The following is a 26,057-nucleotide window of genomic DNA, read 5'->3' as shown; positions in this document are numbered from 1 at the left end:
GCGACCGCATTGTATGGGAACACATGCCAGACGCCCCGAACATTATATTCGCAGAATCGGGCGGTCCCATCCAGAAAAGCAATCGTTTTAAAAGCGGAAATAATTGAAACCGGGCACAATCATGCGTAACGATTCCATAAGTGGCTGTTTTTGGCTTGGAACCTGAACCATGGGATCGGCATGCTGTCATTGCGCAAGACAACCTTCCTGATTCTCCTTTTCGCATTCGGGATACTTGTCTCGGTGATCTATTGCACATCGACGCTCACCCTGCTCCCGCGCTTCCGTGATATAGAGGAAAGACATCTTCAGGGCGACATGGAGCGGGCCAGGTCCATCCCGGTGCAGCAATCGCGCGTTCTGAACACGCTGGTGCGCGACTGGGCCTGGTGGGACGACACCTACCAATTCATCACTGACAAAAACGAGGAATTCATCGAATCCAACCTTCCTCCCTCGACCTTCCACTCGTCGGGGCTCAACCTGATCGGGTTTTACGACACCATGGGGCAGGTGGTCTGGGGAGCCTACCTGGAAACCGGTGCGGACTCTTTCTCCCCCATCCCCTGGGACTTCGAGGACTTCGTCTTTAGCCGGGTGGCCCCCTGGGGGAAGCGGTTCACCGGCAAGGGATTCAACGGCATCGCCAAGATGGGTGACGTCGTCTGGATCCTGGCCTGCGAGCAGATCCTCACCAGCAACGAGCAGGGCCCGCATCGAGGCTGGCTGCTCATGGGCCGGATACTGGAAACAGCCGCCCTGGAAGGGGCCGCAAAAAACGCCCATATCAATCTTCATGTGGACATCGCGAAGAAACGCGATGACGCACAGGATCAACAGTCGCGTATCTGGCGCGAAAACGGATACATCAACGTCCGCTCCGTCCTGCACGACATCAACGGCGTTCCCGCACTGACCCTGACCCTCCGGGAACCCACCGACATATCCAGGGCGGGGCAGGGGCTGGTCCGGCTGAACTTCGCCCTGATCAGTCTCGCCTCCCTTGTCCTGGGCAGCCTGGCGATGCTGCTCCTCCAACGCCGTATACTCGGCCGCATCTCCCTGCTGGCCAGGCAGGCCACCAAGGTGGCCAGCAATCCGGAAGAGGCCTACGACATCGCCATCCCCGGCAACGACGAGATCACGAGCCTGGCCCGGGACGTCAACCGCATGCTCCAGCAGACAAAGGAAGAGGAACGGTTTCTGGAAAACATGATGCAGTCGCTCCAGGTGGGCGTGTTGCTGGTATCCGTGGAAAACAGGGAAATCGTGGAGGCCAATCCCTATGCCTGCGACATGATCGGCCTCCCGTGCGGGGAAATCATCGGCAAGATGTGTCACGGTTTCGTCTGCCCCAACGAACAGGGCGCATGCCCGGTGCTGGACCTGAACCAGCCCTACGACCAGCGCAAAAGACTGCTCAGGACGGCGGACGGAAGCGAGATCCCCATTCTCAAATCGGTCATTCCCATCACGCGCAAGGGAGTGCCGCTCCTGCTGGAAACCTTCGTGAGCATCGCCGAGCAGGAAAAGACGCGCCAGGCCCTGGAGGAATCGGAAAACCGCTACCGCACCATCTTCATGAACACGGGCACGGCCAGCGTCATCGTCAACGAGGACACCACCATTGCCCTGGGCAACAGCGAATTCTACAACATGTCCGGCTACAGCAGCGAGCAGATAGAATCCGGTCTGAGCTGGACCAAGTGTTTCCACCCCGACGATGTCCGCTGGATGATGGAATACCACGCCATGCGCCGCGAGGACGAGCATTCTGTCCCCAAGCGCTACGAGACCCGGTTCATCAACGGCAAGGGGGAAACGCGCAACGTGGAGCTGACCGTGGCCCTGTTCCCGGGCACCAAGATGAGCATCGCCTCCCTGCTGGACATCACGGACCGGAAGCAGACCGAACAGGAATTGACGCACAAGGCCTTTTACGACGAAAACACGGGCCTGCCCAATCAGCAGCTGTTCCGCGAACGGCTGTTGCACGCCATGCACAGCGCCCGAAGAAGAAAATCCCTGGCGGGCGTCCTGTTTCTGGATATCGACGATTTCCACGCCGTCAATGAACAGCACGGTTTCGAGGCCGGAAACCGGGTTCTGAAGATGGTGGGGGAACGCCTCCAGGACTCCCTGCGCAGCAACGACACCGTGGGCAGCCTGACCAAGGACGAATTCGCCATCCTGACGGAAGTATCCTCGAATACCGCCAACATCACCGGACTGGCCCACAAGGTCCTGGAACTGTTCGACGAGGCCTTCGACCTGGATGAAAGCCCGCTGTACCTGACCGTATGCATCGGCATTGCCATCTATCCCCTGGACGGGGATACGCCCGAATCCATCATGCGCAATGCGAACCTGGCCCTGTTCAAGGCGAAGACCGCCGGAAAGGGCATGGTCAGCCTGTATACCCAGGACCTCAACGGCCAGGCCATGGGCCAGATGCAACTGAAGTCGGACCTGCATCAGGCCCTGGAAAACGACCGGCTGGAAGTATGGTACCAGCCCCAGGTCGACCTCGACAGCGGGGAGATAACCGGAGTCGAGGCCCTGGTGCGCTGGCGCAAGCCGGACGGCACCCTGGCCCAACCCGCGGAGTTCCTTCCCTTTGCCGAGGGCACCTCGCTCATCAGGGCCATCGACCTCTACGTGCTGGAGGAATCCTGCAGCCAGTGCGCCGCATGGAGGGAGGCCGGGCACGAGAACATCCGCCTTTCCGTGAACCTTTCCGCCCAGCCCCTCACGCGCGGCACGCTCGTGGGCCAGGTCAACGAAATCCTGGACCGCACCGGACTCGTCCCCGAACTCCTGGAAATCGAGATCACCGAGCAGACCCTGCTCGAATACACCGAGGCCGCCGTTCCGATCATCCGTGAACTTTCCGCCCTGGGCGTGGGGTTCACCCTGGACGATTTCGGCACCGGCCCCTCCTCCCTGTTCCAACTCAGGGAGTTGCCGCTGAAGAAGCTCAAGATAGACAAGGCGTTCACCGAGCTGCTGGAAAGCGACCGCGCCGAGGGGGAATCCCTGTTGAGCGCCATCTTCTCCCTGGCCGAGACACTGGACGTGGAAACCGTCGCCAAGGGAGTGGAAACCGCCAGGCAGCTCCAGTCCCTTAGGAAACTGGGCTGCGGCCATGCCCAGGGCTTCCTCTTCTCCCCGCCCATCAAAGCGGCGGATCTGGAGAAACTACTGAAGAGCCAACCCTTTGCAGCATCATGAAAAAGGCCCGCTCACGCGGGCCTCTTCCTTCCTTTATCCATGAAAACCTAGAAACGCTCGAAGTCCTCGTCCATGCCCAGGTCCACGCCCCCGGATTCCACTTCCTGGGGTTGCCGCTGCGGCAGTGCGGGCGGTGTCTTCCCTTTGAGACGCTTCGTTGCGGCGACGCGCCGCTCCCTGGTCTGGCCGGTATTGAAGAAGTTCATGATATCGGTGAGCTGCGTGGCCTGTCCCGTCAATTCCTGGGACGTGGACGCCAGTTCCTCGGAAGCCGCGGCATTCTGCTGAATGACCCGATCCAACTGCTGGATGGCCTTGTTGATCTCCTCGGCTCCAGTGTTCTGTTCGATGCTCGCCGTGGCGATCTCCTGAACCAGCTCGGCGGTCTTCTTGATGTCCGGGACCATCTTCTTGAGCACTTCCCCGGCCTTGTCCGCCTTGCCCAGGGTCTGGGTGGAAAGCTCGCTGATCTCGGCGGCGGCCGTGCCGGAGCGTTCCGCCAGCTTGCGGACCTCGGCAGCGACAACGGCAAACCCCTTGCCCGCCTCGCCCGCACGGGCCGCCTCAATGGCCGCGTTGAGAGCCAGCAGGTTGGTCTGGCGCGCAATTTCCTCGATAATACCGATCTTTTCCGCAATCTCCTTCATGGATTCCACGGCTTCAAGCATGATGTCCCCGCCGCTTTCCGCGTCGTTGGCGGACATGGAGGCGATCTTTTCGGTTTCCTGGGCGTTCTGGGTGTTCTGGCCGATGTTGGCCAGCATTTCCTCCACGGCTGCGGAAACTTCCTCCACGGAAGATGCCTGGGAGGATGCGCCCGCGGAAAGGTCGTTGGAGGATTCGCTCACCTCGCTGCTGCCTCCCGCCACGTTGGTCGCGCCCTGCTGCACCTCGCCCACAATATCGCGAAGCTGCTCGGTCATGCGCTTGAGCATGGCGTTGAGCCTGCCGGGGAGGTCGTCATACTGGATGTTGAACGTGCGCGTCAGATCGCCTCGGGCCACCTGCTCGGCCGCCTGCACGGCAACGTCCAGCGGCCTGACGATGCTGGTGTTGATAAACAGGCTGAGGGGCAGGATGACAAGGACGAAAAAGCCAATGACCGCGATGCCGATCCCCCAGATATAGCTGCCGGTAACATCGTCGATCAGGCCGCCGATACGTCCCTTTTCCGCCTCGACATTATCCAGGTAAACCCCGGTGCCGATCCACATGCTGGTTCCGGGGATCAGTTCGGCGTAGGAAAGTTTGGGCTGGTCGCCCTTGCCGGGCTTGGGCCAGATATACTCGACAAACCCGCCTCCGTCCCTGGCTACCTTGTCCAGTTCACGCACCAGATAGACCCCGTTCTTGTCCGCAAGGTTGCCGAGATCCTTGTCCTGCAGTTCCTTTTTGGGAGGCAAGGCCACGTTCACGGTGCCCTTGTATACGAAATAGTATCCGGACTTGTCCTCCTCGAACCGGATGTCATCCACCAGCCGGCGGATGATATCCACCTGCTCGGCGGGCGATTTCCCTTCGATGGCCGCACCAAGGCTCACCGCAATGGTGTGCGTCCCCACTTGCAGCTTGCGCTTTTCCCCGTTGAGCATGGCGTCCACGGAACTGTCGATTCCGATACGCCCCACGGAGCTGACGCCCTGGGTAAAGACATACAGGCAGGCAAAGGTGAACAGAGCCATGATCCCTGTCAGCAGCAACATGCGGGCGTTGATGGATAATTTTCTCAACATGGTCTCCCCCGGAGTTCTAGATTTCCCATCTTCCCCATACCTACGCCTTTTTTCAGGCCGCATGTATTATAGAAATAAAAAACCCCGCCGAAGCGGGGTTCTCTCCAGACAGGTCCGGATTGCGCTAGATGTGCGAGACGACCTTGCCCAGAAAATCCTTGAGCCGGGGATGGTCGGGGTTGGCAAAGAACTCTTGCGGATCCTTGTCCACCTGCACCACGCCCTCGTCGATGAAGATGACCCTGTCGGCCACTTCCTTGGCAAAGCCCATCTCATGCGTGACCACGACCATGGTCATGCCTTCGCGGGCCAATTGCTTCATGACTTCCAGCACCTCGCCGACCAGTTCCGGGTCCAGGGCGGAGGTGGGTTCGTCAAAGAGAATGACCTTGGGCTTGAGCGCCAGGGAACGGGCAATGGCCACACGCTGCTTCTGGCCGCCCGAAAGCTGCTCCGGGTAATTGTGGGCCTTGTCCTTGAGCCCCACCTTGGCCAGCAGCTCCAGCCCGAGCCGGTCCGCATCGGCCTTTTTCCACTTGCGCACCTTGATGGGGCCCAGCGTCACGTTCTGCAGCACGGTCATGTGCGGGAAAAGGTTGAACTGCTGAAAGACCATGGTGGCCTCGCTGCGCACGTAGTTGATGTCGGTCTTGGAATCCATGATGTCGTCGCCGTCCACCAGAATGCGCCCGGCAGTGGGCTCTTCCAGCTTGTTGATACAGCGCAGGACCGTGGACTTCCCGGACCCGGAAGGCCCCAAAATGACCACCACTTCGCCAGCTTTCACGTGCAGGTCAACGCCCTTGAGCACCTTGAGGTCGCCGAAACTCTTGTGCAATTTCTCAATTCTGATCATTTCGGTTCCCCCTATTTCACAATCTGAAGGCGTTTTTCAAGAACACGGAGCCCCTTGGCAATGCTCAAGGTCATGACCAGATAAACGATGGCCACAGCGATATAAACCTCGAAGGCCCGGAAGTTCACCGCCACAATTTCCTGCCCGGTGCGGGTCAGTTCGCCCACGCCGATAACCGTCAGCAGCGACGTATCCTTGAGGCTGATGATGAACTGGTTTCCCAGAGGCGGAATCATGCGCTTGAAGGCCTGGGGCCAGATGACATAGCGCATGGCCTGACCGCTGGTCAGGCCGATGGACCTTCCGGCCTCCATCTGCCCGGGGTTGATGGACTGCACGGCCCCGCGCACGATTTCGGCTATGTAGGCCCCGCTGTTGACGGCAATGACAATGATCCCGGCCACAACGGGGGGAATGCGCATCCCCAAGGCCATGGGGACGCCGAAATACAGGAACAAGGCCTGCACGATCATGGGTGTCCCACGGATGGATTCAATATATATACCGGCAAGTTTACGCGCGAAAAAATTGTGCGAAAGCTTCATGAGACCGGTGACGGACCCGAGAACAAAACCGAAAAACAATCCGCCGATGGTAATGACGACCGTCATTTCCAGGCCGCGCATGAGCAGCGGCAACGTTTCGACAACCACGGAGGGTTCAAAGTTGAAAGCCATATTTCCTCGCGAAATTCGTAACGACGAAGGGCGGCACAATGCCGCCCTTCCACTGAAGTGTAATAATTATTGCCGGTTACTTGGGTTCGGTCTGGAACCACTTCACATACAGGTCGCGGTAGGTTCCGTTTTCACGCAGCTTCTTGAGGGCGGCGTTGACCTTGACGACCAGGCCGGAACCCTTGGGGAAGGCAATGCCGTAGGACTGGCCCTGATACAGGGGACCAACGACCTTGACCTGGCCCTTGCCGGCCTTGTTCATGAAGTCCGCGATAACCGGGGAGTCGAACACGACGGCGTCAGCGCCGCCGGCCATGAGTTCCATGAACATGGAATCGTTGTTGGGGAAGAGCTTCACATCCGCGGCCTGAGCATTCTTCTTCACGAAGTCTTCGGAAGTGGTGCCCAGCTTGGTGGAAACGACCTTGCCCTTGAGATCTTCGATGCTGTTGACGTCAGCGTTATCGGCCTTGACCAGAATGAGCAGACCAGCGTTGTAGTAGCCGTCGGCAAAGTCAACGACCTTGGCGCGCTCGGGCTTGATGGTCATGCCGGCGATGCCCACGTCAATCTGGCCGGACTGCAGGCCCGGGATGATGCCGTTGAAGTCCATGGGCTGAAGGTCATATTCCACACCGACTTCCTTGGCGATGGCGTCCCAGAGTTCCACGTCGAAGCCGGTGTGCTTGCCGGTGGCGGGATCCTTGAATTCAAACGGGGGGAAGTTGGTGTCGGTGGCGACAACGAGCTTGTCTGCGGCAAAGGCGGTGCCGATCATCATGGCAACAACGGCGATGGCGGCGATCAGGATAATGATGCGTTTCATACGTCCTCCTCAAAATAGATTGGTTTCCAAAGAACTCCGGCAGTGCACGGCCCTCTCACCGGGGAATGGCGACTCCCCCTTTCCCGGCACTAACGGTAGATGGACAGTTGTGCACTAAAAACAATTTTTTTTCAAGATCTCGAAATATACCCTATCGGATAATCATGGATGGCAAATTCCATTCCCTCAGTTTTTTGCATCGCGACGTCTTCATTATCGCCAAAAAACAAAAATAAAAATGGATTTTTCCGCACCCGATAGATTCAAAAATCGATGAAAAACTTTTGCTCAATTGAAACGAAAGCAGGCGACTCATACACCCATCAGCCTCCTGAAATCAAGTCCAGCACTTTCGATATCCCGGCAGGCAGACCTGTCGCCAACACATTCAACACCACGTCATGAACAAGGAACAGCCTCAATCATGGAAACCTCATCCCCAAGAAAACCTGGCAAAACAATCCTAAAGCAAAACACATCCACCCGGCTTATCTCCACTTCGTTTCGGCAAAAACAGTTACAACAAAACTGCTCAAACAAACCCAAAAAAAATGAAACAAATATCACGTCGAAAGCACTTGAACGAAAGCATATTTGCCACCACTCCCAGAGAAACTCCGAGCAAAGGCAGCACCACAAACGTCGATAAACGCCTTTTGAGGAGATGAAAAACCAAAGGAACTTGCAGCGCTGCCCCCATACCGCCCGCAGAAGAAGTCTTGAACAGAGTGACCGCCGAAAGACCATCTCTATAAATAGATACCAAGGCCTCTCCCCGGAGAAACGGAAAGAGACAAAGGCGAGGCGGGGAAACCGGAGTTTCCTGCTCCCACGCTGCCTCAGACTTCCCGAACAATAATAACAGGCTTCATATTGCAGACCGATTAAGATAGTCTCCAAAGCGTACGCTCCTGCAACCGGAAACAGCACATGACCAGCCAGAGCAAGAAGACCAAACAGGAGCTCGTTGAAGAGCTCACAAAAAAGCACGCACAGGTCGCGGACCTGGAAAAGATGCTGTCCGCCTGTTTGGACAAGGAATGGGATGTGCTCAGGGACCTGCCCATCGCGGCCTACGAAACCGACCCGGACGGAGTGCTGACCAACGTCAACAACGAGTGCCACGCCCTGTTCGGCACCAAGCCCAACGACAACTGGCGAAACAAGAAGGTCACGGAGTTCATCCACCCGGACGACATCGAAGTCACCTTCGAACGTTTCAACAAGGTGCAGCGCGGTGAGCGCGTCCCCGGGCGCACCCTCAAGGCCGTCAAGGGCGATGGCACCATGTTCTACGTCAAAACCTACCCGCAGGTGCTCAAGCGCGGCGGAAAAATCGTGGGCACGCGCGGCTGCATGGTGGACATCACCGAGATGAAGGAGATCCAGGAGGCGCTGCGCAAGAGCGAGGAACGCTATTCCCTGGTGGTGCAGGGAGCCAACGACGGCATCTGGGACTGGGACATCGAGTCGGACGAGGTCTATTACTCCCCCCGCTACAAGGAAATGCTGGGGTACGAAGGTAATGAATTCCCCAACCTGAACCAAAGCTGGCTGGACAGCCTACACCCCGACGATGCGGACCAGGCGGTCATGAACCTGAACCACTGCCTGGAAACCGGCGAACCGTTCCAGTCCGAATTCCGCATGCGGCACAAGAACGGAAGCTGGCGCTGGATCCTCTCCCGGGGCGGCTGTCTCAAGAACAAGGAGGGCAAGCCATACCGGGTCTCGGGAACCCACACGGACATCACGGCCCGCAAGTATGGGGAGCAGGCGCTCAAGGAAAGCGAGGAACTGCACAACGCCCTTTCCAGGGCCACCTTCGAGGGCATCCTCATCTCCGAAAAGGGAGTGATCCTGGCCGCCAACCATGCGGCCTGCGAAATGTTCGGCGCCAGCCACAGCGAATTTACCGGCAGCTACATCCCGGATTTCGTCACCGCGGATTACAAGGAAATAATCCGCAACCACATCAAGATGGGCTACGAGGCCCCTTACGAGGTGGTGGGCATCCGAAAGAACGGGACAACCTTCCCGGTGGAATTCCAGGGCAAGACCTTTTCCTTCCGCGGCAAGACCACACGGGTGACCGCCGTTCGCGACATCACCCTGCGCAAGCAGGCCGAGGAACGCTACCGGGCGCTTTTCGAAAACGCCCTCGAAGGGGTCTACCAGAGCACGCCCGAAGGCCGGTTCCTGACCATGAACCATTCCTATGCCGCGCTCTTCGGGTATGACAGTCCCCAGGCCATGATCGACGAGGTCACGGACATCAGGACCCAGCTCTATGTGAATCCCAAGGACCGCGAGACCACGGCCGAAATCATGAAAAAACACGGCCGCATCCACAACTACGAGGTGCAGCTGAAAAAAAGGGACGGCTCAAAGATCTGGGTTTCCGAATCCTCGCGCATGGTCTACGACGACAAAGGGCATTTCCTTTATTATGAAGGATTTGTCGAAGACATCACCGAGCGCAAGACCAACCAGCGCACCACCCAGGTGCTTTACGAGATATCCAACGCCATCAGCACCACCTCGGACCTGCAGGAGCTCTACGCCACCATCCACGGCATCCTGAACAAGGCCATCGACGCCACCAACTTCTTCATCGCCCTGACGGACGAAGAGAACAAGAAGCTCCTGTTTCCCTACCACCGCGACGAGGTGGACGCCTATTTCACGGATTTCGACGACATAGAGTTCGACGAGATCAAGGGCCCCTGCCTGACCCTGGAGGTGGTGCGCTCCAACAAGCCGCTGTTCATCACCCGCGAGGAATCCGAACGGCTGGAGGCCCAGCAGAAGCTTCAGATCCTGGGCACGCCGTCCGCAGTCTGGCTGGGGGTCCCGCTGTCGATCAAGGGCCGGGCCATCGGAGCCATGGCCGTGCAGCACTATACGGACAAGGACCACTATTCGGACGCGGACATCAAGCTCATGACCGCAGTTTCCGAGCAGGTGGCCCTGGCCATCGAGAAAAAGGGCACCGAGGAGGAGCTGTTCCGGCTCAACGAACAACTCGAATCCATGGTCCTGGAGCGCACCAAGCAGCTCATGGACAAGGCCAAGCAGCTGGAGGAGGCCAACGAACGGCTCAAGGAACTGGACAAGCTCAAGTCGGGGCTCATCTCCTCCATCTCCCATGAGCTGCGCACGCCGCTGACCTCCATCCGGGGCTTCGCCAAGCTGACCCTCAAGGACTTCGAGCGCTACTTCGCGCCCCGCGACGAGGAAAACCCGGCCTTCGGCAAGCAGGCCCAGCGCATCAGGCAGAACCTGAAAATCGTGAAAAGCGAGGGGGAACGGCTCACCAGGCTCATCAACGACTTCCTGGACCTCAACCGCATCGAATCCGGGCGCATGGAATGGAACGACGAGTGGATCGCCCCGGGCGCAGTTGCCAGGGCCGCCCATGATTCGGTCATGGGCCAGTTCGCGGAGGACGCATCCGTGCACTTCAGCCTGGACGTGGCCGATGGCCTGCCGGAAATCTACGTGGACCCGGACCGCATGCAGCAGGTGCTTATCAACCTGCTGCACAACGCCCACAAGTTCACGGAAAAGGGAGAGGTGCGCATCACGGTCAAGCAAAAAGGCGGGGTGATCCGCTTCATTGTCTCGGATACGGGCATCGGCATACCGGAAAAGGACCAGAAGCGGATCTTCGAAAAATTCCAGAAACGGCGCCATGGCGACACCCTGAGCGGGGCAAAGGAAGGAACCGGGCTGGGCCTGGCCATCTGCAGGGAGCTGATCAACCGCTACGGCGGGGAAATATGGGTGGAATCCCTCCCGGGCAAGGGCAGCGACTTCATCTTCGATATCCCTATCAAGCCCATGTAAAAGGCAAAAAAAAGCCCCCGGTCCGAAAACCGGGGGTTCATTTCGTCTACCAGCGGCGCTGGGGACGCGGTTTTGCCTCGTTCACCTTGAGGCGGCGACCACCGAAGTCTTCGCCGTCCAGGGCTTCAATGGCTTTTTCGGCGTCGGCGTCTTCCATTTCGACAAAGCCAAATCCACGAGGACGACCGGTCTCACGGTCATTAACCAGTTTGACGGAAAGGACCTCTCCGTGGGCAGCAAAAGCACCGCGTACTTCGTCCTCGGAGGCGTTCCAGGGGAGATTCCCAACATAGATGTTCTTAGCCACAATAAACTCCTTGAAACAATCAGGCCTAAATCGTTCCGGTTGGAAGTGAACCTACACATCTCCCGTAAAACCGATCAAGAAACCCGACGAAATCTGCCCGCGAACTCGGCATGAACCGGGAAGACCACAGCCCGCAGACAAACAAACGAAACGGTCTTCCACTAACGTCGGTAGCCTTGCCCGGGGTTTTTGGTCAAGAAAAATCGGCATAAATCTACAAAAAATAAATATTTTGGAGGGTAAATTTGCCTTTACCTCGCCTGCGGTCGGGTGTAGCGTTCTGGCCGACACTACCACTTTCATCTTTCACAACATACTGAAATGACTACTCAAAATACACCAGTCAACACCTCTGGTTTCCTGGCCGCCCTTGCCGCATTTCTGGGCTGGGGCCTGTTACCCATGTATTGGAAACAATTGCAGACGGTTCCGCCCCTGGAAATCCTCTGTCACCGCATTGTCTGGTCCCTGCTCTTCGCCGCCCTGCTGGTCACCTTCCAGGGGCGCTGGCGCGAAACCATGGCCCCGCTCAAGTCCGTGAAGACAGTGGGCATGCTCACCGTCAGCAGCCTGCTGCTGGGCAGCAACTGGCTCATGTACATATGGTGCGTAAACAACGGCCACGTGCTGGCCACCAGCCTGGGCTACTACATCAACCCGCTCATGAACGCCCTGATCGGCTTCCTGCTCCTGGGCGAACGCATGACCAAGATGCAGGCCCTGGCCGTCTGCTTTGCCGTGGCCGGGGTGATCAACTCCATCGTGGGCATCGGGCACATGCCCTGGATGGCCCTGGCCATTGCCGTGACCTTCGCCCTCTACGCGCTCATGCGCAAGACCGCGCCCATGGAATCCCTGCCGGGCCTGCTGGTGGAAACCGCCATCATCACCCCCCTGGCCCTGGGCTATCTCCTCTATCTACAATTCACGGGGCACGGCACTTTCCTGCACGGTCCCGGCAATATAGATCTTTTCCTGGTCGGTGCGGGCATCGCCACGTCCATGCCCCTGTTCGGGTTCGCCTTTGGCGCGCGCAGGCTGCGCCTGACCACTCTGGGCATCCTCCAGTACCTGGCACCGAGCATCGCCTTCCTCCTGGGAGTGTTCCTGTACAAGGAGCCCTTCACCTCGGGCAGCCTGGTCACCTTCGGCTGCATCTGGACGGCCCTGGCCATCTACACCGGCGAAAGCATCAGGCAGGTCCGCAAGCAACGCAGATTCACCAAAAGAAGCTGATAAGGAGCGCATCATGAAACCACGGCTCATCGTACACGGCGGCGCATGGGACATCCCGGACCAGCATGTGGAGGCCCACATCAACGGCGTGCGCGCGGCCGTGGAAACGGTCCATCCCCTCCTGGAACAGGGAATGTCCGCCCTGGAGGCCGTGGAAAGGGCCGTGAACATCCTGGAGGAGGACCCCACCTTTGACGCCGGGCGCGGGGCATTCATCAATGCCCGGGGCGACATCGAGCTGGACGCCATGATCATGGACGGCCGCACCCTGGACTTCGGCTGCGTGGCCGCCCTGCGCAACCTGCTCAACCCGGTGTCCGTGGCCCGGCGCATCATGGACGCCAGGGACTTCAGGATGCTCGTGGGTCCTGGGGCCCAGGAATTCGCCCGCGCCCAGGGCTTTGACGAGGTTCCCATCGAGGAGCTGCTCACGGAGCGGGAGCTGAAGCTCTACGAGAAGATCAAGAACGACGAATCCTTCAAGCCCATCAGCGCCTTTTCCGGGCAGGCCCCCTCGGACACGGTCGGGGCCGTGGCCCTGGATCGGGACGGCAACCTGGCCTGCGCCACCTCCACGGGCGGCACCCCGCGCAAGCATCCCGGCCGCGTGGGCGACTCCCCCATCGTCGGCTCGGGCGGCTATGCGGACAACGAATCCGGCGCGGCGTCCGCCACGGGCTACGGCGAAACCATCATGCGCGTGGTGCTGTGCAAGACAGCCTGCGACCGGATCGAGGGACAGGGCGCCATGCGGGCAGCGGCCTCGGCCATCGAGACCCTGGAGACCCGCGGCAAGGGCTACGGCGGCATCATTCTCATCGACCCCAGGGGCGGCTACGGATTCGCCCACAACACCCCGCGCATGGCCTTTGCCTATGCGGACGGCAGGGAAGTTGTCGCCCGCATCGAGACCTGAACCGGGACATTCCCCCGATTGTTATAATTCAGACAGGCCCCCGTTACTTCTTCCCGGCTTTGTTGCACTATTGTAACAAAGCAACAATGTCCTCGGGCAACAAACAGGGACGGGAGGCTTCATGTCATCATTTTCCTTCAAGAACTGGCCAATGGCCGCAAAGCTGGGAAGCGGCTTTGCGCTTGTTTCCGTGATCTTCTTCCTGGCAATCGGGACCTACCAGTACGCTGTCTCCTCCATGGGCAGCGCCTATGAGACGCTTATCGAACAGGTGGAAACCAAGAAATCGCTGATGCAGGGAATCGAAAACCTGATGCTGCAGTGCAGGCGTTCGGAAAAGGATTTCCTGGCCCGCAAGGACTCCAAATACCTCAAGAGTGTCGAAGGCAACGTCCAGGACATCACGAGCCGGGCCGACCAGGCCGCAGGGCTGAGCATCGTGCGCAACGACCCGAAGGCCCTGGAGACGGCTGAAAACATCAAGACCTACATCCAGGCATATGCCACGGCCTTCCGCAATGTGGTCAAGGCATGGGAGGAACGCGGGCTGGACCAGAACTCGGGCCTGCAGGGCGAATTGCGCGCAAGCGTCCACAACCTGGAGGCCAGGTTCGAGGAAATGGAAAAGAGCGGTGCAAGCTTCGCCACCCGGGACATCATGGTGGAACTGCTCATGCTCCGCCGACACGAAAAGGACTACCTGCTCCGTCTGGCCGACAAGTACATCAAGAAGGTGGATGAGAGCATCGCAACCATAAGCGCCAAGACGGACCGCCTTCCGATCTCCAGGGACGACAAGACAAACATGAATGGCCTGCTGGACGACTACAAGGCCAAGTTCCATGCCCTGGTGGAGAAGGACGCGGTGATAACCGCCGGCGTCAAGACCCTGCGGGACGAGGTCCACAAGATAGAACCGCTCATCCACGAGGAAGTGGAAAAGACCAACCAGCTCATGCTGGAAACCGTAAACAGCACCAAGGCCGCAACCACCCTGCTCTCCACCTCCGCCCTGGGCGCGACCGCGGCGGCGGCCCTGCTGACCCTGCTGGTGACCTGGCTCATCTCCCGGATCATCACCCGGCCGCTCAGGACCGGGGCGAACTATGCGGGAACCATCGCCGCAGGCGACCTGACCGGTTCCATCCAGCTCCGGCAGACCGATGAGACAGGGCTGATCATCTCGGCCCTGAACGCCATGGGCGAGAAGCTGCGCTCCGTGATCCACGACGTGCAGGACTCGGCGGCCAACGTGGCCTCGGGCAGCCAGGAACTCTCGGCCTCTTCCGAAAGCCTTTCCCAGACAACCACCGAGCAGTCCGCCTCCGTGGAGGAAGTCTCGGCCAGCGTGGAGCAGCTCTCCGCCAACATCACCCAGACCAGGGCCTCCACCGAGCGCACCATGCAGCTGGCCGCCAGGGTCGCCGGGGACGCGGAAAAGGGCGGGGCCACCATCCGGGACAGCCTGGCGCACATGAAGACCATTGCCGAAAAGATCTCCATCATCGAGGAAATCGCGCGCCAGACCAACCTCCTGGCCCTGAACGCGGCCATTGAGGCGGCCCGTGCGGGCGAAGCGGGCAAGGGCTTCGCGGTGGTGGCGTCCGAGGTCCGCAAGCTGGCGGAACGCAGCGGCATTGCGGCTGCGGAGATCAGCGAGCTCTCCTCGGGCAGCGTGCGCATTGCCGAGGAGGCCGGCGAGCTGTTCGAGAACATGATCCCCGAGATCAAGCAGACCTCTGTGGAAATCCGGGAGATCAACAACGCCTCTCGGGACCAGGAAACCGGCGTGGAAACCATCGCCCAGGCCATGAGCCAGTTGCAGGACGTCATCACCAGCAACTCGGCCGCGGCCGAGGAACTGGCCTCCACCTCCGAGGCCCTGTCCCAGCAGGCCGAGGAACTGCAACAGGCCGTGGAATTCTTCAACGTGGGCCAGGAAGGCTACGAGCAGCCCACCACGGTCTATGTGACCCCAAAGCCTCAGGAGCTTCCCGAGTAAAACCAGGGGCCGGTCCTTCGGGACCGGCCTTTTTCATGCTCCCGCCTGTGCCGTTTCCATCAAAATGATAATAATTTCCCCGCAATCACATAGATTGCATCTATATCAGCGAAAGCCACCCATTCGTAATATGTATTTGTCCTCCCCCATGGATTGGGCGACATATGCAGGAATCCAAAAAACATACCGGAGGCCAAATGTCTGAATCCGCGTACAAGGAAATGTGGGAAAACCTGAACCTGGACCTGGAAGCGCACGACGGGCTGCTTGAGGTGCTGGGCAAATTCTACGGCGACATCTATCTCTCCCAGCAGGGACGGCTCAAGGGAGCCGAATACCTGGACTTCGTGCTTTCCGAAGTCCACGGCCTGCGCATCAAGGAAATCATGGACGCCAAGGCGCAGGGCAAGAAAGTGGTGGGCACCTTCTGTGTCTTCGTTCCCGAGGAGCTGACCCTGGCCGCGAACGCCATCCAGGTGGGCCTGTGCGCCGGCGCCGAGGCCGGAACCGAAGCAGCCGAGGCCCTGGTGCCGCGCAACACCTGCGCGCTCATCAAGTCCTTTGTGGGCTTCAAGCTGGCCCGCCTCTGTCCCTTTACCGAATCCTGCGACATGGTGGTGGGCGAAACCACCTGCGACGGGAAAAAGAAAACCTACGAGGCCTTCGGCGACCTGGTGAACATGTACGTCATGGAAGTGCCGCAGCAGAAGACCGAAACGGCCCGGGAGCTGTGGAAGGCCGAGGTGCTGCGCTACAAGGACGCCCTGGAAAAACTCACCGGAATGACCATCACCGCCGAAAGACTGCGCGACGCCATCGGGATCGTCAATGAAAAGCGCCGGGCCCTGCAGAGGCTGAACGAGCTGCGCAAGGCTGTGCCCGCGCCCATCTCCGGCCGCGACGCCCTGCTCATCAACCAGATCAGCTTCTACGACGAGCCCGTGCGCTTCACCCAGAAGATCAACGAGCTGTGCGACGAGTTGGAAAGCCGGGTGGCCGAATCCCAGGGCGTGGTCCCCGCGAATACCCCCCGCCTCATGCTCTCGGGCTGTCCCATGGCCGTGCCCAACTGGAAGCTGCCCTACATCATCGAAAGCTCCGGCGCGGTGGTGGTCGGGGAGGAATCCTGCATCGGCACCCGCAACAGCCGCGACCTGGTGGTCAACGAGGGCGACAGCCTGGAAACCATGATCGACGCCCTGGCCGAACGGTACATGAAGATCGACTGTGCCTGCTTCACCCCCAACACCGAGCGGGAGGAAAACGTCGAGGCCATGGCCAAGGAGCTGGATGTGGACGGCGTGATCCATTACGCGCTCATGTTCTGCCAGCCCTACGCCCACGAGGCCCTGAAGATGGACCGCGTGCTCACCGGTGCGGGCGTTCCCATGCTCGCCATCGAGACGGACTACAGCATGGAGGACGTGGAACAGCTCAAGACCCGCGTGGAAGCCTTCGTGGAAATGGTCAAGTAACGGGAAACATCCATGATAGCTGGAATCGACATCGGCTCCCGTTCCATGGAACTGGTGATCATGGAGAACAATACGGTGGTGCGGCAAGAGCGCCTGCCCACCACCTTTGATCCCGTGCGCCAGTGCCGCAGGCTGCTCCGGGACGTCTCCCCGCGCAGGATCGTGGCCACGGGCTACGGGCGCAAGCTCGTGGAGGGCCTGGGACTGGACGTCCCCGTGGAAACCATCACCGAGATCAAGGCCCACGCTCTGGGGGTGACGCGCTGCTTTCCCGAGGCGCGCACGGTGCTCGACATCGGCGGCCAGGACACCAAGGCCATCGCCCTGCTGCCCGGCGGCAAAGTCGGCAAGTTCGAGATGAACGACCGCTGCGCCGCGGGAACCGGAAAATTCCTGGAGTACACGGCCACCATCTTCCAGATCCCGGTGGAGGAATTCGGCGGCTACGCCCTTGAGGGCAATGACCCGCCCACCATCAACAGCATGTGCACGGTCTTTGCCGAGACCGAAGCCACCTCGCTCATGGCCCAGGGGGTGGCCCCGGAAAACATCGCCCTGGCCCTGCACTGCTCCATAGCCAAACGGACCGTGAACATGCTCGGCCGGGTGAACCTGACCTTCCCCCTGGTCTTCGCGGGGGGGTGGCCCGCAACCCGTGCATGGTCAAGCTCCTGCGGGAACGGCTCGGCTGCGGCCCGGGCAGGGAAATGCTCATCCCCGGCGACCCGGACATGAACGGCGCCCTGGGCGCCGCCCACTGGGGAAGCCTGGCGGAAGCAATCGCCGAAGCATGATAATCTCCCCGGCCGCCTTGCAAGGCGGCCGGCTTGCGCATACACTTGCCTCCATATCCGGCGAACCGTTTCCCGTGTCCGCCGAAAACGCAGCGGCTGGGAGGGTGCATGCGTTCCACCACTTTCGTCCTATCCTTTTTCCTGATCCTGGCTACCGCCCATGCCGCATGGGCCCAAACGCAACTCCGCGTGGCCACCGAGGGAGACTACCCGCCCTTCAACTACATGCAGAACGGCCAACCCGCCGGATTCGACGTGGACATAGCCATGGCCCTGTGCAAGGCCATGGACGCGGAATGCACCATACAGACCGTGGAGTGGGCCAAGATCATCGACGGCCTGGTGGACGGCCAGTACGACCTCATCGTGGCCAGCATGGCCAGGACCGACGAACGGGACAAGCTGGTGGATTTCACCACGCCCTACTACCGTTCGCGCACCAATTTCATCGGCGATCCGGAAAAACTGAGCGGGATCTCCAAACAGCAACTCGAGGGCAAGACCCTTGCAGCCATGCAGGACACCGTGCAGGCTGAATACCTGCGGAACAACCTTGCGGACGTTGCCACGATAAAACTGTATTCCATCCTGGGAGAGGCCTACGCGGACCTGACGAGCGACAAGATCGATGCCCTCCTCATCGACAGCCTGGTGGCCTATGAATTCCTGAAATCGGAACAGGGCCGCCGCTTCGATTACATCGGCGCCCCCCTGGAGACCTCGGACCCGTCCAGCAAAGCGTGCATCGCTGTCCGCGAGGGCGACACCGAGCTCAGGGAAGCCCTGGAAGAGGCCCTGAACCAGATCAGGCTTGACGGCACCTACGAACGCATCAACCGGGCCTACTTCCCCTTCAGCGTCTACTAGGCGGTGCCCGTGGAGCCCCACCAGCAGGAGAACGACATCACCCATGAGGAGAGCCGCCGCAGGCCGGCGCTCATCCCCACCCTGTCAATGTACGCCATCATCGCCGTGGTGCTTCTCTGCGGCCTGGCCCTCATCGTGGGCAACTCCCTGACCACCATCAACACCCTGGCCACGGACACCCGCGACACGCTGCTGCCCTCCATTGTGGAGCGCCAGCGCACGGCCGTGAACCTGGAGCGCCTGGGACGCTTCGGGCTCACCGTCTACATGACCGGCGATCCCTCCATGCGCCGCCAGGCCACTCTTACGGCGCGCATTCTCTCCCAGGATGCGGTTTTCGAGAGCAACCCGGTCATCAGCCACAAGGTCCAGGAAGCCTTCAAGGACATCGGCCACATTGCCCGGCTCCGCAGTGAGCAGGAGGACATAGCCCGGCAGATGGAGACCTACAACGCCGAGCTGAACACCCTGCGCAGCAAGGGCAGGACAATGCTCGACGGCGGGAAGGCTCCCCTCTGCCAAGCCTGGCACCGCATGATGCGGACCCTGGAATCCCTCGACAGCCTGAAAAATACCGAAGAACTTGCCCGGGCCATGCAGGACTATGACGCCGCGGCCGGTGAGCTGCGCACGGCGGAGCCGGGCATGGCCGACATACTGGCCGAGCTCCCGGCGCTAAAGCTGTTCACGGCCAAGCGAAAACAACTGGCCCTGGACTCCCGGTGCACCGTGCTCTGGGACAAGGTGCACCGCTCCCTGGATGAAACCGCCGCTTCCCTGTCCGCAGCGGCGGCCATGACCGCATCCAACCGGTTCACCATCATTTCCGAAGAGGCGGAATCGGGCATGAGCAGCGGCATTGTGGCCATGCTCGTGTTCATGGGCACCCTGGTCATCATGCTGTTCATCATCCACAAGGACGTGCTCGTGCCTATCGTCAACTCGGTCAGGGCCATGGTCAAGACGCAGAACGACCGCAAACCCATGGAACTGCCCAAGGCCCGGCTGCGGGAAATGTACGACATCCAGGCCTCGATGGAGCGCTCCGCCAGGCTCATGTCCCAGATCGGGGAACGCACCGAGGAACTGGAGCGGGTGAACGCGGCCCTGGAAACCGAGATTGCGGAACGCAGGCGCACCGAGGCCGAACTGGAAACGGCGCGGGCGGCCGCGGAGGCCGCGGACAAGGCCAAGAGCGAATTCCTTGCGGGCATGAGCCACGAGATCCGCACGCCCATGAACACCATCATGGGCATGGCCGAAATGATGATGGAAACCGACCCCACCCCGGAACAGCGCCGCTTCATCGAGATTTTCCGCAGCTCCGGGGAGCACCTGCTCGGCCTCATCAACGACGTGCTCGACCTGTCCAAGATCGAGGCGGGCCAGCTGCGCCTCGAAGAGACCAGCATATCCCTCGCCGAGACCCTCAACGGCATCGCCGCCCTGTATGCGGCCAAGGCGCAGAAGAAAAAACTCCTTCTGGAAGTCGTCATTTCCCCGAAGCTCCCCGGACACATCCTGGGCGACCCCATACGGCTGGGGCAGGTGCTCACCAACCTGCTGGACAACGCCATCAAATTCACCCACCAGGGATCGGTAACGCTCACTGCCGAGCCCGGGCCCTCCGGCATTGCCGGGGAAATCACCTTTTCCGTGCGGGACACGGGCATCGGCATCCCACCGGCCGTGCAGCAAAAGATTTTCGACAGGTTCACCCAGGTGGATTCCTCCACCACCCGTGAATACGGCGGCACCGGGCTGGGTCTGGCCATCTGCCGCAGGCTGGTGACCACCATGGGCGGAGACCTGATTCTGGAAAGCGTGCCGGACCAGGGCTCCACCTTCCGCTTCACCCTGCATTTCCGGCTGCCCCAGCCCTCCGGGAAAAAGGCCGCCCTGCAGCGTACGGTCGAGGTCAAGCAGCTCACCGAACTGCTCAACCTCAAAACCGTGAACATCCTGCTGGCCGAGGATTCCGAGAGCAACCGCGAACTGCTGCAATTCTATCTGGCCAAGACAGCCTGCCAGGTGGACTTTGCCGACCATGGCGAAGCGGCCCTGGAGAAATTCCGGGAAAACGACTACGACATCGTGCTCATGGACATCCAGATGCCCATCATGGACGGCTTCGAGGCCACCCGGCGCATCCGCGAATACGAAAAGGAAAACAACCTGCCGCCCACCCCGGTCATTGCCGTGACCGCCAACGCCCTGAGCGAGGACCGGGGCCGGTGCATTGCGGCGGGCTGCACCTTCTACCTTTCCAAGCCCATCACCAAGGTGGACCTGCTCAAGACCATCGCCAGCGCCGTGGGCCTGGTGTGACCGCCGGTCACGGCTCCGGTTCCCCCTTGGACAAGACCCCCTTCTGTGCTATCCACGCCTGACCATCGGAAATTCCCAACCAGCGGAGCCTGCATGCAGACCTACATAGACTTCGACAAACTCGACGCCCACTTCCGCAACGCCATGGAAGACGGCCGCACCCTTCTCTATGAATACGAGACCTATTCGGTGCTCCGGGACTCGGGAGCCGAATCCGTTCCCAAGATAAATTTCCTGCTCAAGGGCACCCGCCCCTCCAACGAGGAGCTCAACTCCATGCCCGGGCACAAGGCGGTCATGAAGATCGTCTCCCCCACCATCGTGCACAAGACCGAGGTGGGCGGGGTCAAGATCATCGAGAAGGACCCGGGCAAGATCCGCTCCACCTGGCGAAGGATGATGGACGAGGTTCCCGTGAACTACGCCCGCTGGATCGAGCTGCATCCGGACATGGCTCCCGAGGCCTACAAGGGCCTTGCGGGCGAAAATCTCCTGCGGGCCATTGCCAGGGATGTGAAGGGCGTGCTGCTCTGCCAGTTCATGCCGCCCGACTCCCTGGCCTTCGGCAACGAACTGCTGGTTTCCATCCGGCGCACCCGGGAATTCGGCATGGTCCTCACCGCCGGTCTTGGCGGCACGGACACCGAGCTCTACGCCAGCCGATTCCGCAAGGGGCAGGCCGTGGTCTCGGCCTCCACGGCCCAGACCGACGGCGACCAGTTCTTCAAGCTGTTCACCCGGACCATCGCCTACCGCAAGCTGGCGGGACTGAGCCGGGGCCAGCAGCGCATCATTTCCGACGACCAGCTCAAGGAATGCTTTTCCTCGTTCATCGAAATGGCCAACCGCTACAGCCCGGGCAATCCCGAGGCCCCGGTGGTCATCGAGGAGCTGGAGGTCAACCCCTTTGCCTTCACCGACTACCAGATGGTGCCCCTGGACGGCATGTGCCGCTTCTCGCTCCAGGAATCCCTTCCCGAGCCGAGGCCGGTGCACAAAATCCACAACCTGCTGCACCCAAAGCGCATCGGCATCATCGGCGTCTCGGAAAAACGCGCCAACTTCGGCCGCATCATCCTGAAAAACGTGCTCTCCTGCGGCTTTCCCGCCGAATACATCGCCATCGTGCGCCCCGGCGTGGGCGAGATCGACGGCGTGAAGTGCGTGGAATCGCTTCAGGCCATGGGGAAGGTGGACCTGTTCATCGTGGCCGTTGGTGCGGCCCAGGTGCCGGACCTGGCCGAGGAACTCATCGATCGCGACCTGGCCGAATCGGTCATGCTCATCCCGGGCGGACTGGGCGAAACCGAGGAAAGCAAGGAGCGGGCGGGACAGCTCATCGCCAAGATCAACGAGGCCCACAAGACGGGTTCCGGCCCGGTCTTCCTGGGCGGCAACTGCCTGGGTGTGCTTTCCCACCCCGGAAGCTACGACACCATTTTCATCCCCGAGGAAAAACTGCCCAAGCGGCGCGGCGGCAAGGACAAGCGCGCGGCCTTCATCAGCCAGAGCGGCGCGTTCATGATCACCCGCGCCAGCAAGCTGGCCCAGCTCGACCCGGCATACATGATTTCCATCGGCAACCAGACCGACCTGACTGCGGGAGACTTCGTCAACTACTTCAAGGAAATCGACGACATCGACGTCATCGCCATGTACATGGAAGGCTTCAACGACATGGACGGCCTGAGCTTCTGCCGGGCCGTGCGCCAGGCCGTCAAAAGCGGCAAGGAAGTGCTGTTCTACAAGGCGGGCCGCACCCCGGAAGGCAAATCCGCCACCTCGGGGCACACCGCGTCCGTGGCCGGGGACTACATGGTCTGCGAATCCTGCGTGCGCCAGGCCGGAGCCCAGGTGGCCGACACCTTCACCCGCTTCGAGGACCTCTATCTGCTGGCCACCCGCTTCCACGGCAGGCAAGTGCGGGGCAACCGGCTGGCCGCCGTCAGCGGCGCTGGCTTCGAGGCCGTGGGCATGGCCGATTCCATCCAGGGCGACGACTTCCACATGACCATGGCCCGGTTCTCCGAAGAAAGCCGGGAAAAACTGGGGGACCTGCTCCAGGAATACCGCCTGGACTCCCTGGTGGAAGTCAAGAATCCCATGGACATCAACCCGGCGGCCAATGACCGCCTGCATACCGAAGTGACGCGAATCCTGGCCGAGGACGACGGCGTGGACGGCCTGGTGGTGGGGCTGGACCCGCTCTCCCCGTCCATGCACACCCTGCCCGAGGGGCAGCGGACCGGAGAATCCCTGGACGCCGAGGAAAGCATCGCCAGAATCTTCCCGGAACTGGTGCGCGGCTGCGCCAAGCCGGTCATCGGCGTGGTGGACGGAGGCAGGCTCTACGACCCGCTGGCGGACAGGCTCGAGGAACAGGGAGTGCCCGTGTTCCGGTCCAGCGACCGGGCCGTAACCGCACTTGCCAAGTACATCGAGGGCAGGCTCTACGCGGACGCCCTGAGGCAGGACGGATAGCCCGCCCCTTCACGCCGCAGCTCGAATTCATACACGGGAGCGATGCACCCGCCGGGACACTGCCGGGGAATAGCTCCCGTGCGCCGAAAACCGAGGGTCTCGTAAAGCCGGATGCCGGGCAGATTGGCGTGAAAACAGCGCAGGCGCACGGCCCGGGCGTCATATCCTTCAAACGCCTTGCGGATCATGGTCCGGATAAGATAGGTGCCCACGCCCTGGCGGCGCACCTGCGGATTGACGATGACATTGCCGATGGAACAACAATGCCCCGGAGTGCAATGGATGAAGTTGGCGTATCCGGCAATGGTCCCACCGCAGACCACCACCGTGGACTCGCACCGTTCCGCGGCGGAGGCCATGAGCCGCCCCGCGGCCAGAGGCCACTGCGCCGAGGGAAACATGTAGAAGAGTTCTGCGGGGGTGCGGGGAAAACCGCAGATGACGGGAACGTCGGTGTCCAGAAGTTCTCTAAAACTGAGCATATTGCAAAAGACACTAGGGGCGGGCCCGTGTCTTTGCAATCAGGCGACCGTTACGGTTGGGTGAATATCAGCAGCCGCACTCCACGAGCAGGTCGCTGTACGACTTGGGCTCCAACTGCCCCGGCTCGACCCCAAAGAGCTCCAGCCACTGGCTGCACTGGGCATGCAGGCGTTCCAGTTCCGATGCGTCCTCGCCCATGGCCTCGATCTCGATGAAGCGTCCCAGTCCCTCCACCCTGTCGATGTGGAACTTCACGTTGCCGATAAAATAAATCTCCCGTTCCTTTTCCACGGTGACCTTCACGCCCAGCGCCGCGGAAAGCACGGCCTTGAGCTCGTTTTCCGGCAGGAGCCGCTCCAGCTCGAACTCAGAAACCTTGGGCTCGGGCGTATCCGGGCGGCGGTAGAAGATCAGGGAATTTTCCACATTGCCCTGCCGCAGCTTGAGCCGCCCCTTGCAGCAGTTGAAATAGGTGTCGCACTGCCTGTCCAGGCCGCGAAACTCCGCTCCGTGCGCCATGAGGATCTTGCGCACCCGGTCCGGGGAAGCCATCCGCGCCTTGATCTCCACGTTGACCATGGTTCTACCTCTCGGAAACGGCCAGTCCTATGCCCGCGCCGATGAACGTGGTGCCCAGCACCCTGTTGACGATGCGGCCGATGCTGAACCGGCGGAACATTCCGGCGATCTTTTCACCGCCAAAAGCGTAAATCATCCAGGCCACGAAAGCCAGGACAGCCATCACGAAAAGCATCAGGAAGCACTCCAGGGCAGTCACGCCGTCGGAGCCTATGAACTGCGGAAAAAGCGCGGAAAAGAATACGATGGCCTTGGGATTGCCCAGCGCCACCATGAAGGCGTCCAGAAAAAGCCTATGGGCGGGCTTGCTGGCCTTGCGTATCACCCGGGTATCGATATCCAGGTTTTCGGCGGGGGCGCGCCAGACCGTGAACCCGAGCCAGACCAGGTAGGCGGCCCCGGCATACTTGATCACCAGGAAAAGCGGCTGGCTGGCGGTGAGCAACACGCCGAGCCCGGCAATGGACACCCCGGCCTGCAACATGCTGGCGGCCACGTTGCCCAGTCCCGAGAACATGGCCCGGCCTGCGCCGTAGCGGATGCCGTGGGTCAGGGCCAGCAGCATGCTCGGCCCGGGTACAATGGAAGCGATGAAGATGGTGGCTGCATAGATGAGCCAGAATTCGAACGACATGGATTCCTCCTGCACTGGTAGGTCAGAGTTTGCATATCTACCAGACGAAGGCAAGAGAAGATTCCCTCCCTTGCGGGACGAAGGACCGGTCCGGAACGAAAAACAGGGCGCCCCTTCCACGCACCGACGCATGAAACGGACGCCCCGCAAGCGGAAGACAAATATCAGGCGAGTCGGTGGCGCGTCTGGCCGGACTCGGGATCGACCTCCCGGTGAATGCGGGCGTTGGGCACGAATTCCATGCTCACGTTCTGCACGGTTGCGGATTCCCCGCTGGAGTAGATGACGCAACGCACCAGGCAGCCGAACTTTACCGGCAATGCTGCGGTCTCCAGCACCAGGGAACTGGGCGCCATGACTTCGCGGGAAATGGGATGCCACGAATCTTCGCGGGATTCCGAAGGCGCATCCCCTGCATCGCTCTCAAAGGCCAGCCCGAACCCTGCATCGCCCAAAAGAGCGCGGATCTCTTCCTTGGAGAGAACGCTTCTGCGGCTCAGGGCATGGGTGCCCGAGGCATTGGATGTGGTGGTGGGATTGCCGTTCATAATGTCACCTCGCGTGTCTCCTCCTACCTCCTTGTCGAGGAAACCGCAGAAAGAGTTTCAATAACCATCCGGTCCGGGCGCATAGTCTGAAGCGATCTGGATTATGCCTGCGCCCGGGCGCACACCGGATGGTTAGTTGAATAAAACATAGCAACGGCCGTGCCGAAAACGACAATCAGGAGTATTCCCTTGTCACACAACGGGTTACGGGTCAAAACCCCGAAGCGGCGCCCCG

General features: G+C 60.6%; 18 protein-coding genes and 1 pseudogene. 10 read left to right on the top strand and 9 right to left on the bottom strand.

Annotated elements, in window-relative coordinates:
* Positions 1-180 precede the first annotated feature (180 nt).
* Complete coding sequence (locus FGL65_RS08640) at positions 181-3,231, top strand: EAL domain-containing protein (protein WP_147820817.1); 3,051 nt, start codon at positions 181-183, stop codon at positions 3,229-3,231.
* Positions 3,232-3,278: 47 nt separating this feature from the next.
* Here FGL65_RS08640 and FGL65_RS08635 read toward each other — a convergent pair whose 3' ends face one another.
* The 4 genes from FGL65_RS08635 to glnH form a co-directional block, all read right to left on the bottom strand.
* Positions 3,279-4,964 carry a methyl-accepting chemotaxis protein gene (locus tag FGL65_RS08635; protein WP_147820816.1) on the bottom strand — a complete coding sequence of 562 codons (1,686 nt, stop codon included), beginning with the start codon at positions 4,962-4,964 and terminating at the stop codon, positions 3,279-3,281.
* A gap of 124 nt (positions 4,965-5,088) precedes the next feature.
* Positions 5,089-5,820, bottom strand: a complete 732-nt coding sequence (locus tag FGL65_RS08630) for an amino acid ABC transporter ATP-binding protein (protein ID WP_147820815.1) — start codon at positions 5,818-5,820, stop codon at positions 5,089-5,091.
* A gap of 11 nt (positions 5,821-5,831) precedes the next feature.
* Positions 5,832-6,497 carry an amino acid ABC transporter permease gene (locus FGL65_RS08625; protein ID WP_147820814.1) on the bottom strand — a complete coding sequence of 222 codons (666 nt, stop codon included), beginning with the start codon at positions 6,495-6,497 and terminating at the stop codon, positions 5,832-5,834.
* Between the two features lie 76 nt (positions 6,498-6,573).
* On the bottom strand, positions 6,574-7,323 hold the full coding sequence (glnH, locus tag FGL65_RS08620; protein ID WP_147820813.1) for a glutamine ABC transporter substrate-binding protein GlnH: 750 nt from the start codon (positions 7,321-7,323) through the stop codon (positions 6,574-6,576).
* A gap of 930 nt (positions 7,324-8,253) precedes the next feature.
* Here glnH and FGL65_RS08615 point away from each other — a divergent pair.
* Positions 8,254-11,172, top strand: a complete 2,919-nt coding sequence (locus FGL65_RS08615; RefSeq protein ID WP_147820812.1) for a sensor histidine kinase — start codon at positions 8,254-8,256, stop codon at positions 11,170-11,172.
* Positions 11,173-11,218: 46 nt separating this feature from the next.
* Here the strand turns inward: FGL65_RS08615 and rbp are convergent, their stop codons facing one another.
* The gene (rbp, locus tag FGL65_RS08610) at positions 11,219-11,479 is read right to left on the bottom strand and encodes an RNA-binding regulator (protein WP_147820811.1); all 261 of its coding nucleotides are present in this window, start codon (positions 11,477-11,479) and stop codon (positions 11,219-11,221) included.
* 321 nt (positions 11,480-11,800) lie between these two features.
* On the opposite strand from rbp, the gene rarD reads away from it, so the two are divergent.
* The 8 genes and pseudogenes from rarD (at position 11,801) to FGL65_RS08570 (ending at position 23,578) form a co-directional block, all read left to right on the top strand.
* Positions 11,801-12,715, top strand: a complete 915-nt coding sequence (gene rarD / locus FGL65_RS08605) for an EamA family transporter RarD (RefSeq protein ID WP_147820810.1) — start codon at positions 11,801-11,803, stop codon at positions 12,713-12,715.
* Positions 12,716-12,728: 13 nt separating this feature from the next.
* Positions 12,729-13,631 carry an isoaspartyl peptidase/L-asparaginase gene (locus tag FGL65_RS08600; RefSeq protein ID WP_147820809.1) on the top strand — a complete coding sequence of 301 codons (903 nt, stop codon included), beginning with the start codon at positions 12,729-12,731 and terminating at the stop codon, positions 13,629-13,631.
* Between the two features lie 121 nt (positions 13,632-13,752).
* Positions 13,753-15,633, top strand: coding sequence for a methyl-accepting chemotaxis protein (locus FGL65_RS08595; RefSeq protein ID WP_147820808.1), 1,881 nt, complete (start codon positions 13,753-13,755; stop codon positions 15,631-15,633).
* A 197-nt stretch (positions 15,634-15,830) separates the two neighbouring features.
* Entirely contained in the window at positions 15,831-17,108 is a 1,278-nt protein-coding gene (locus FGL65_RS08590; protein ID WP_147820807.1) for a double-cubane-cluster-containing anaerobic reductase, read from the top strand.
* 12 nt (positions 17,109-17,120) lie between these two features.
* Positions 17,121-17,902 (top strand): annotated as a pseudogene (locus FGL65_RS08585) (acyl-CoA dehydratase activase).
* A 108-nt stretch (positions 17,903-18,010) separates the two neighbouring features.
* Complete coding sequence (locus FGL65_RS08580; RefSeq protein WP_147820806.1) at positions 18,011-18,769, top strand: transporter substrate-binding domain-containing protein; 759 nt, start codon at positions 18,011-18,013, stop codon at positions 18,767-18,769.
* A 9-nt stretch (positions 18,770-18,778) separates the two neighbouring features.
* Complete coding sequence (locus tag FGL65_RS08575; RefSeq protein WP_147820805.1) at positions 18,779-21,097, top strand: ATP-binding protein; 2,319 nt, start codon at positions 18,779-18,781, stop codon at positions 21,095-21,097.
* Between the two features lie 93 nt (positions 21,098-21,190).
* Entirely contained in the window at positions 21,191-23,578 is a 2,388-nt protein-coding gene (locus tag FGL65_RS08570) for an acetate--CoA ligase family protein (protein WP_147820804.1), read from the top strand.
* On the opposite strand, the gene FGL65_RS08565 is transcribed toward FGL65_RS08570, so the two are convergent.
* The 4 genes from FGL65_RS08565 to FGL65_RS08550 all read right to left on the bottom strand — a co-directional run bounded on the left by FGL65_RS08565 (position 23,548) and on the right by FGL65_RS08550 (position 25,822).
* Positions 23,548-24,060, bottom strand: a complete 513-nt coding sequence (locus tag FGL65_RS08565) for a GNAT family N-acetyltransferase (protein ID WP_147820803.1) — start codon at positions 24,058-24,060, stop codon at positions 23,548-23,550. The two genes, FGL65_RS08570 and FGL65_RS08565, sit on opposite strands and share 31 nt — an antisense overlap.
* Positions 24,061-24,127: 67 nt before the next feature.
* Positions 24,128-24,640, bottom strand: a complete 513-nt coding sequence (locus FGL65_RS08560; protein ID WP_147820802.1) for a class IV adenylate cyclase — start codon at positions 24,638-24,640, stop codon at positions 24,128-24,130.
* Between the two features lie 4 nt (positions 24,641-24,644).
* Positions 24,645-25,274, bottom strand: coding sequence for a LysE family translocator (locus FGL65_RS08555; protein WP_147820801.1), 630 nt, complete (start codon positions 25,272-25,274; stop codon positions 24,645-24,647).
* A 164-nt stretch (positions 25,275-25,438) separates the two neighbouring features.
* Positions 25,439-25,822 carry a hypothetical protein gene (locus FGL65_RS08550; protein WP_147820800.1) on the bottom strand — a complete coding sequence of 128 codons (384 nt, stop codon included), beginning with the start codon at positions 25,820-25,822 and terminating at the stop codon, positions 25,439-25,441.
* Positions 25,823-26,057: the final 235 nt, after the last annotated feature.

The organism is Salidesulfovibrio onnuriiensis (assembly GCF_008001235.1).
In the GTDB taxonomy this organism is placed as follows: domain Bacteria; phylum Desulfobacterota; class Desulfovibrionia; order Desulfovibrionales; family Desulfovibrionaceae; genus Pseudodesulfovibrio; species Pseudodesulfovibrio onnuriiensis.
Note: the sequence above shows the minus strand (reverse complement) of the source record. Positions and strands in the feature narration are given on the sequence as shown.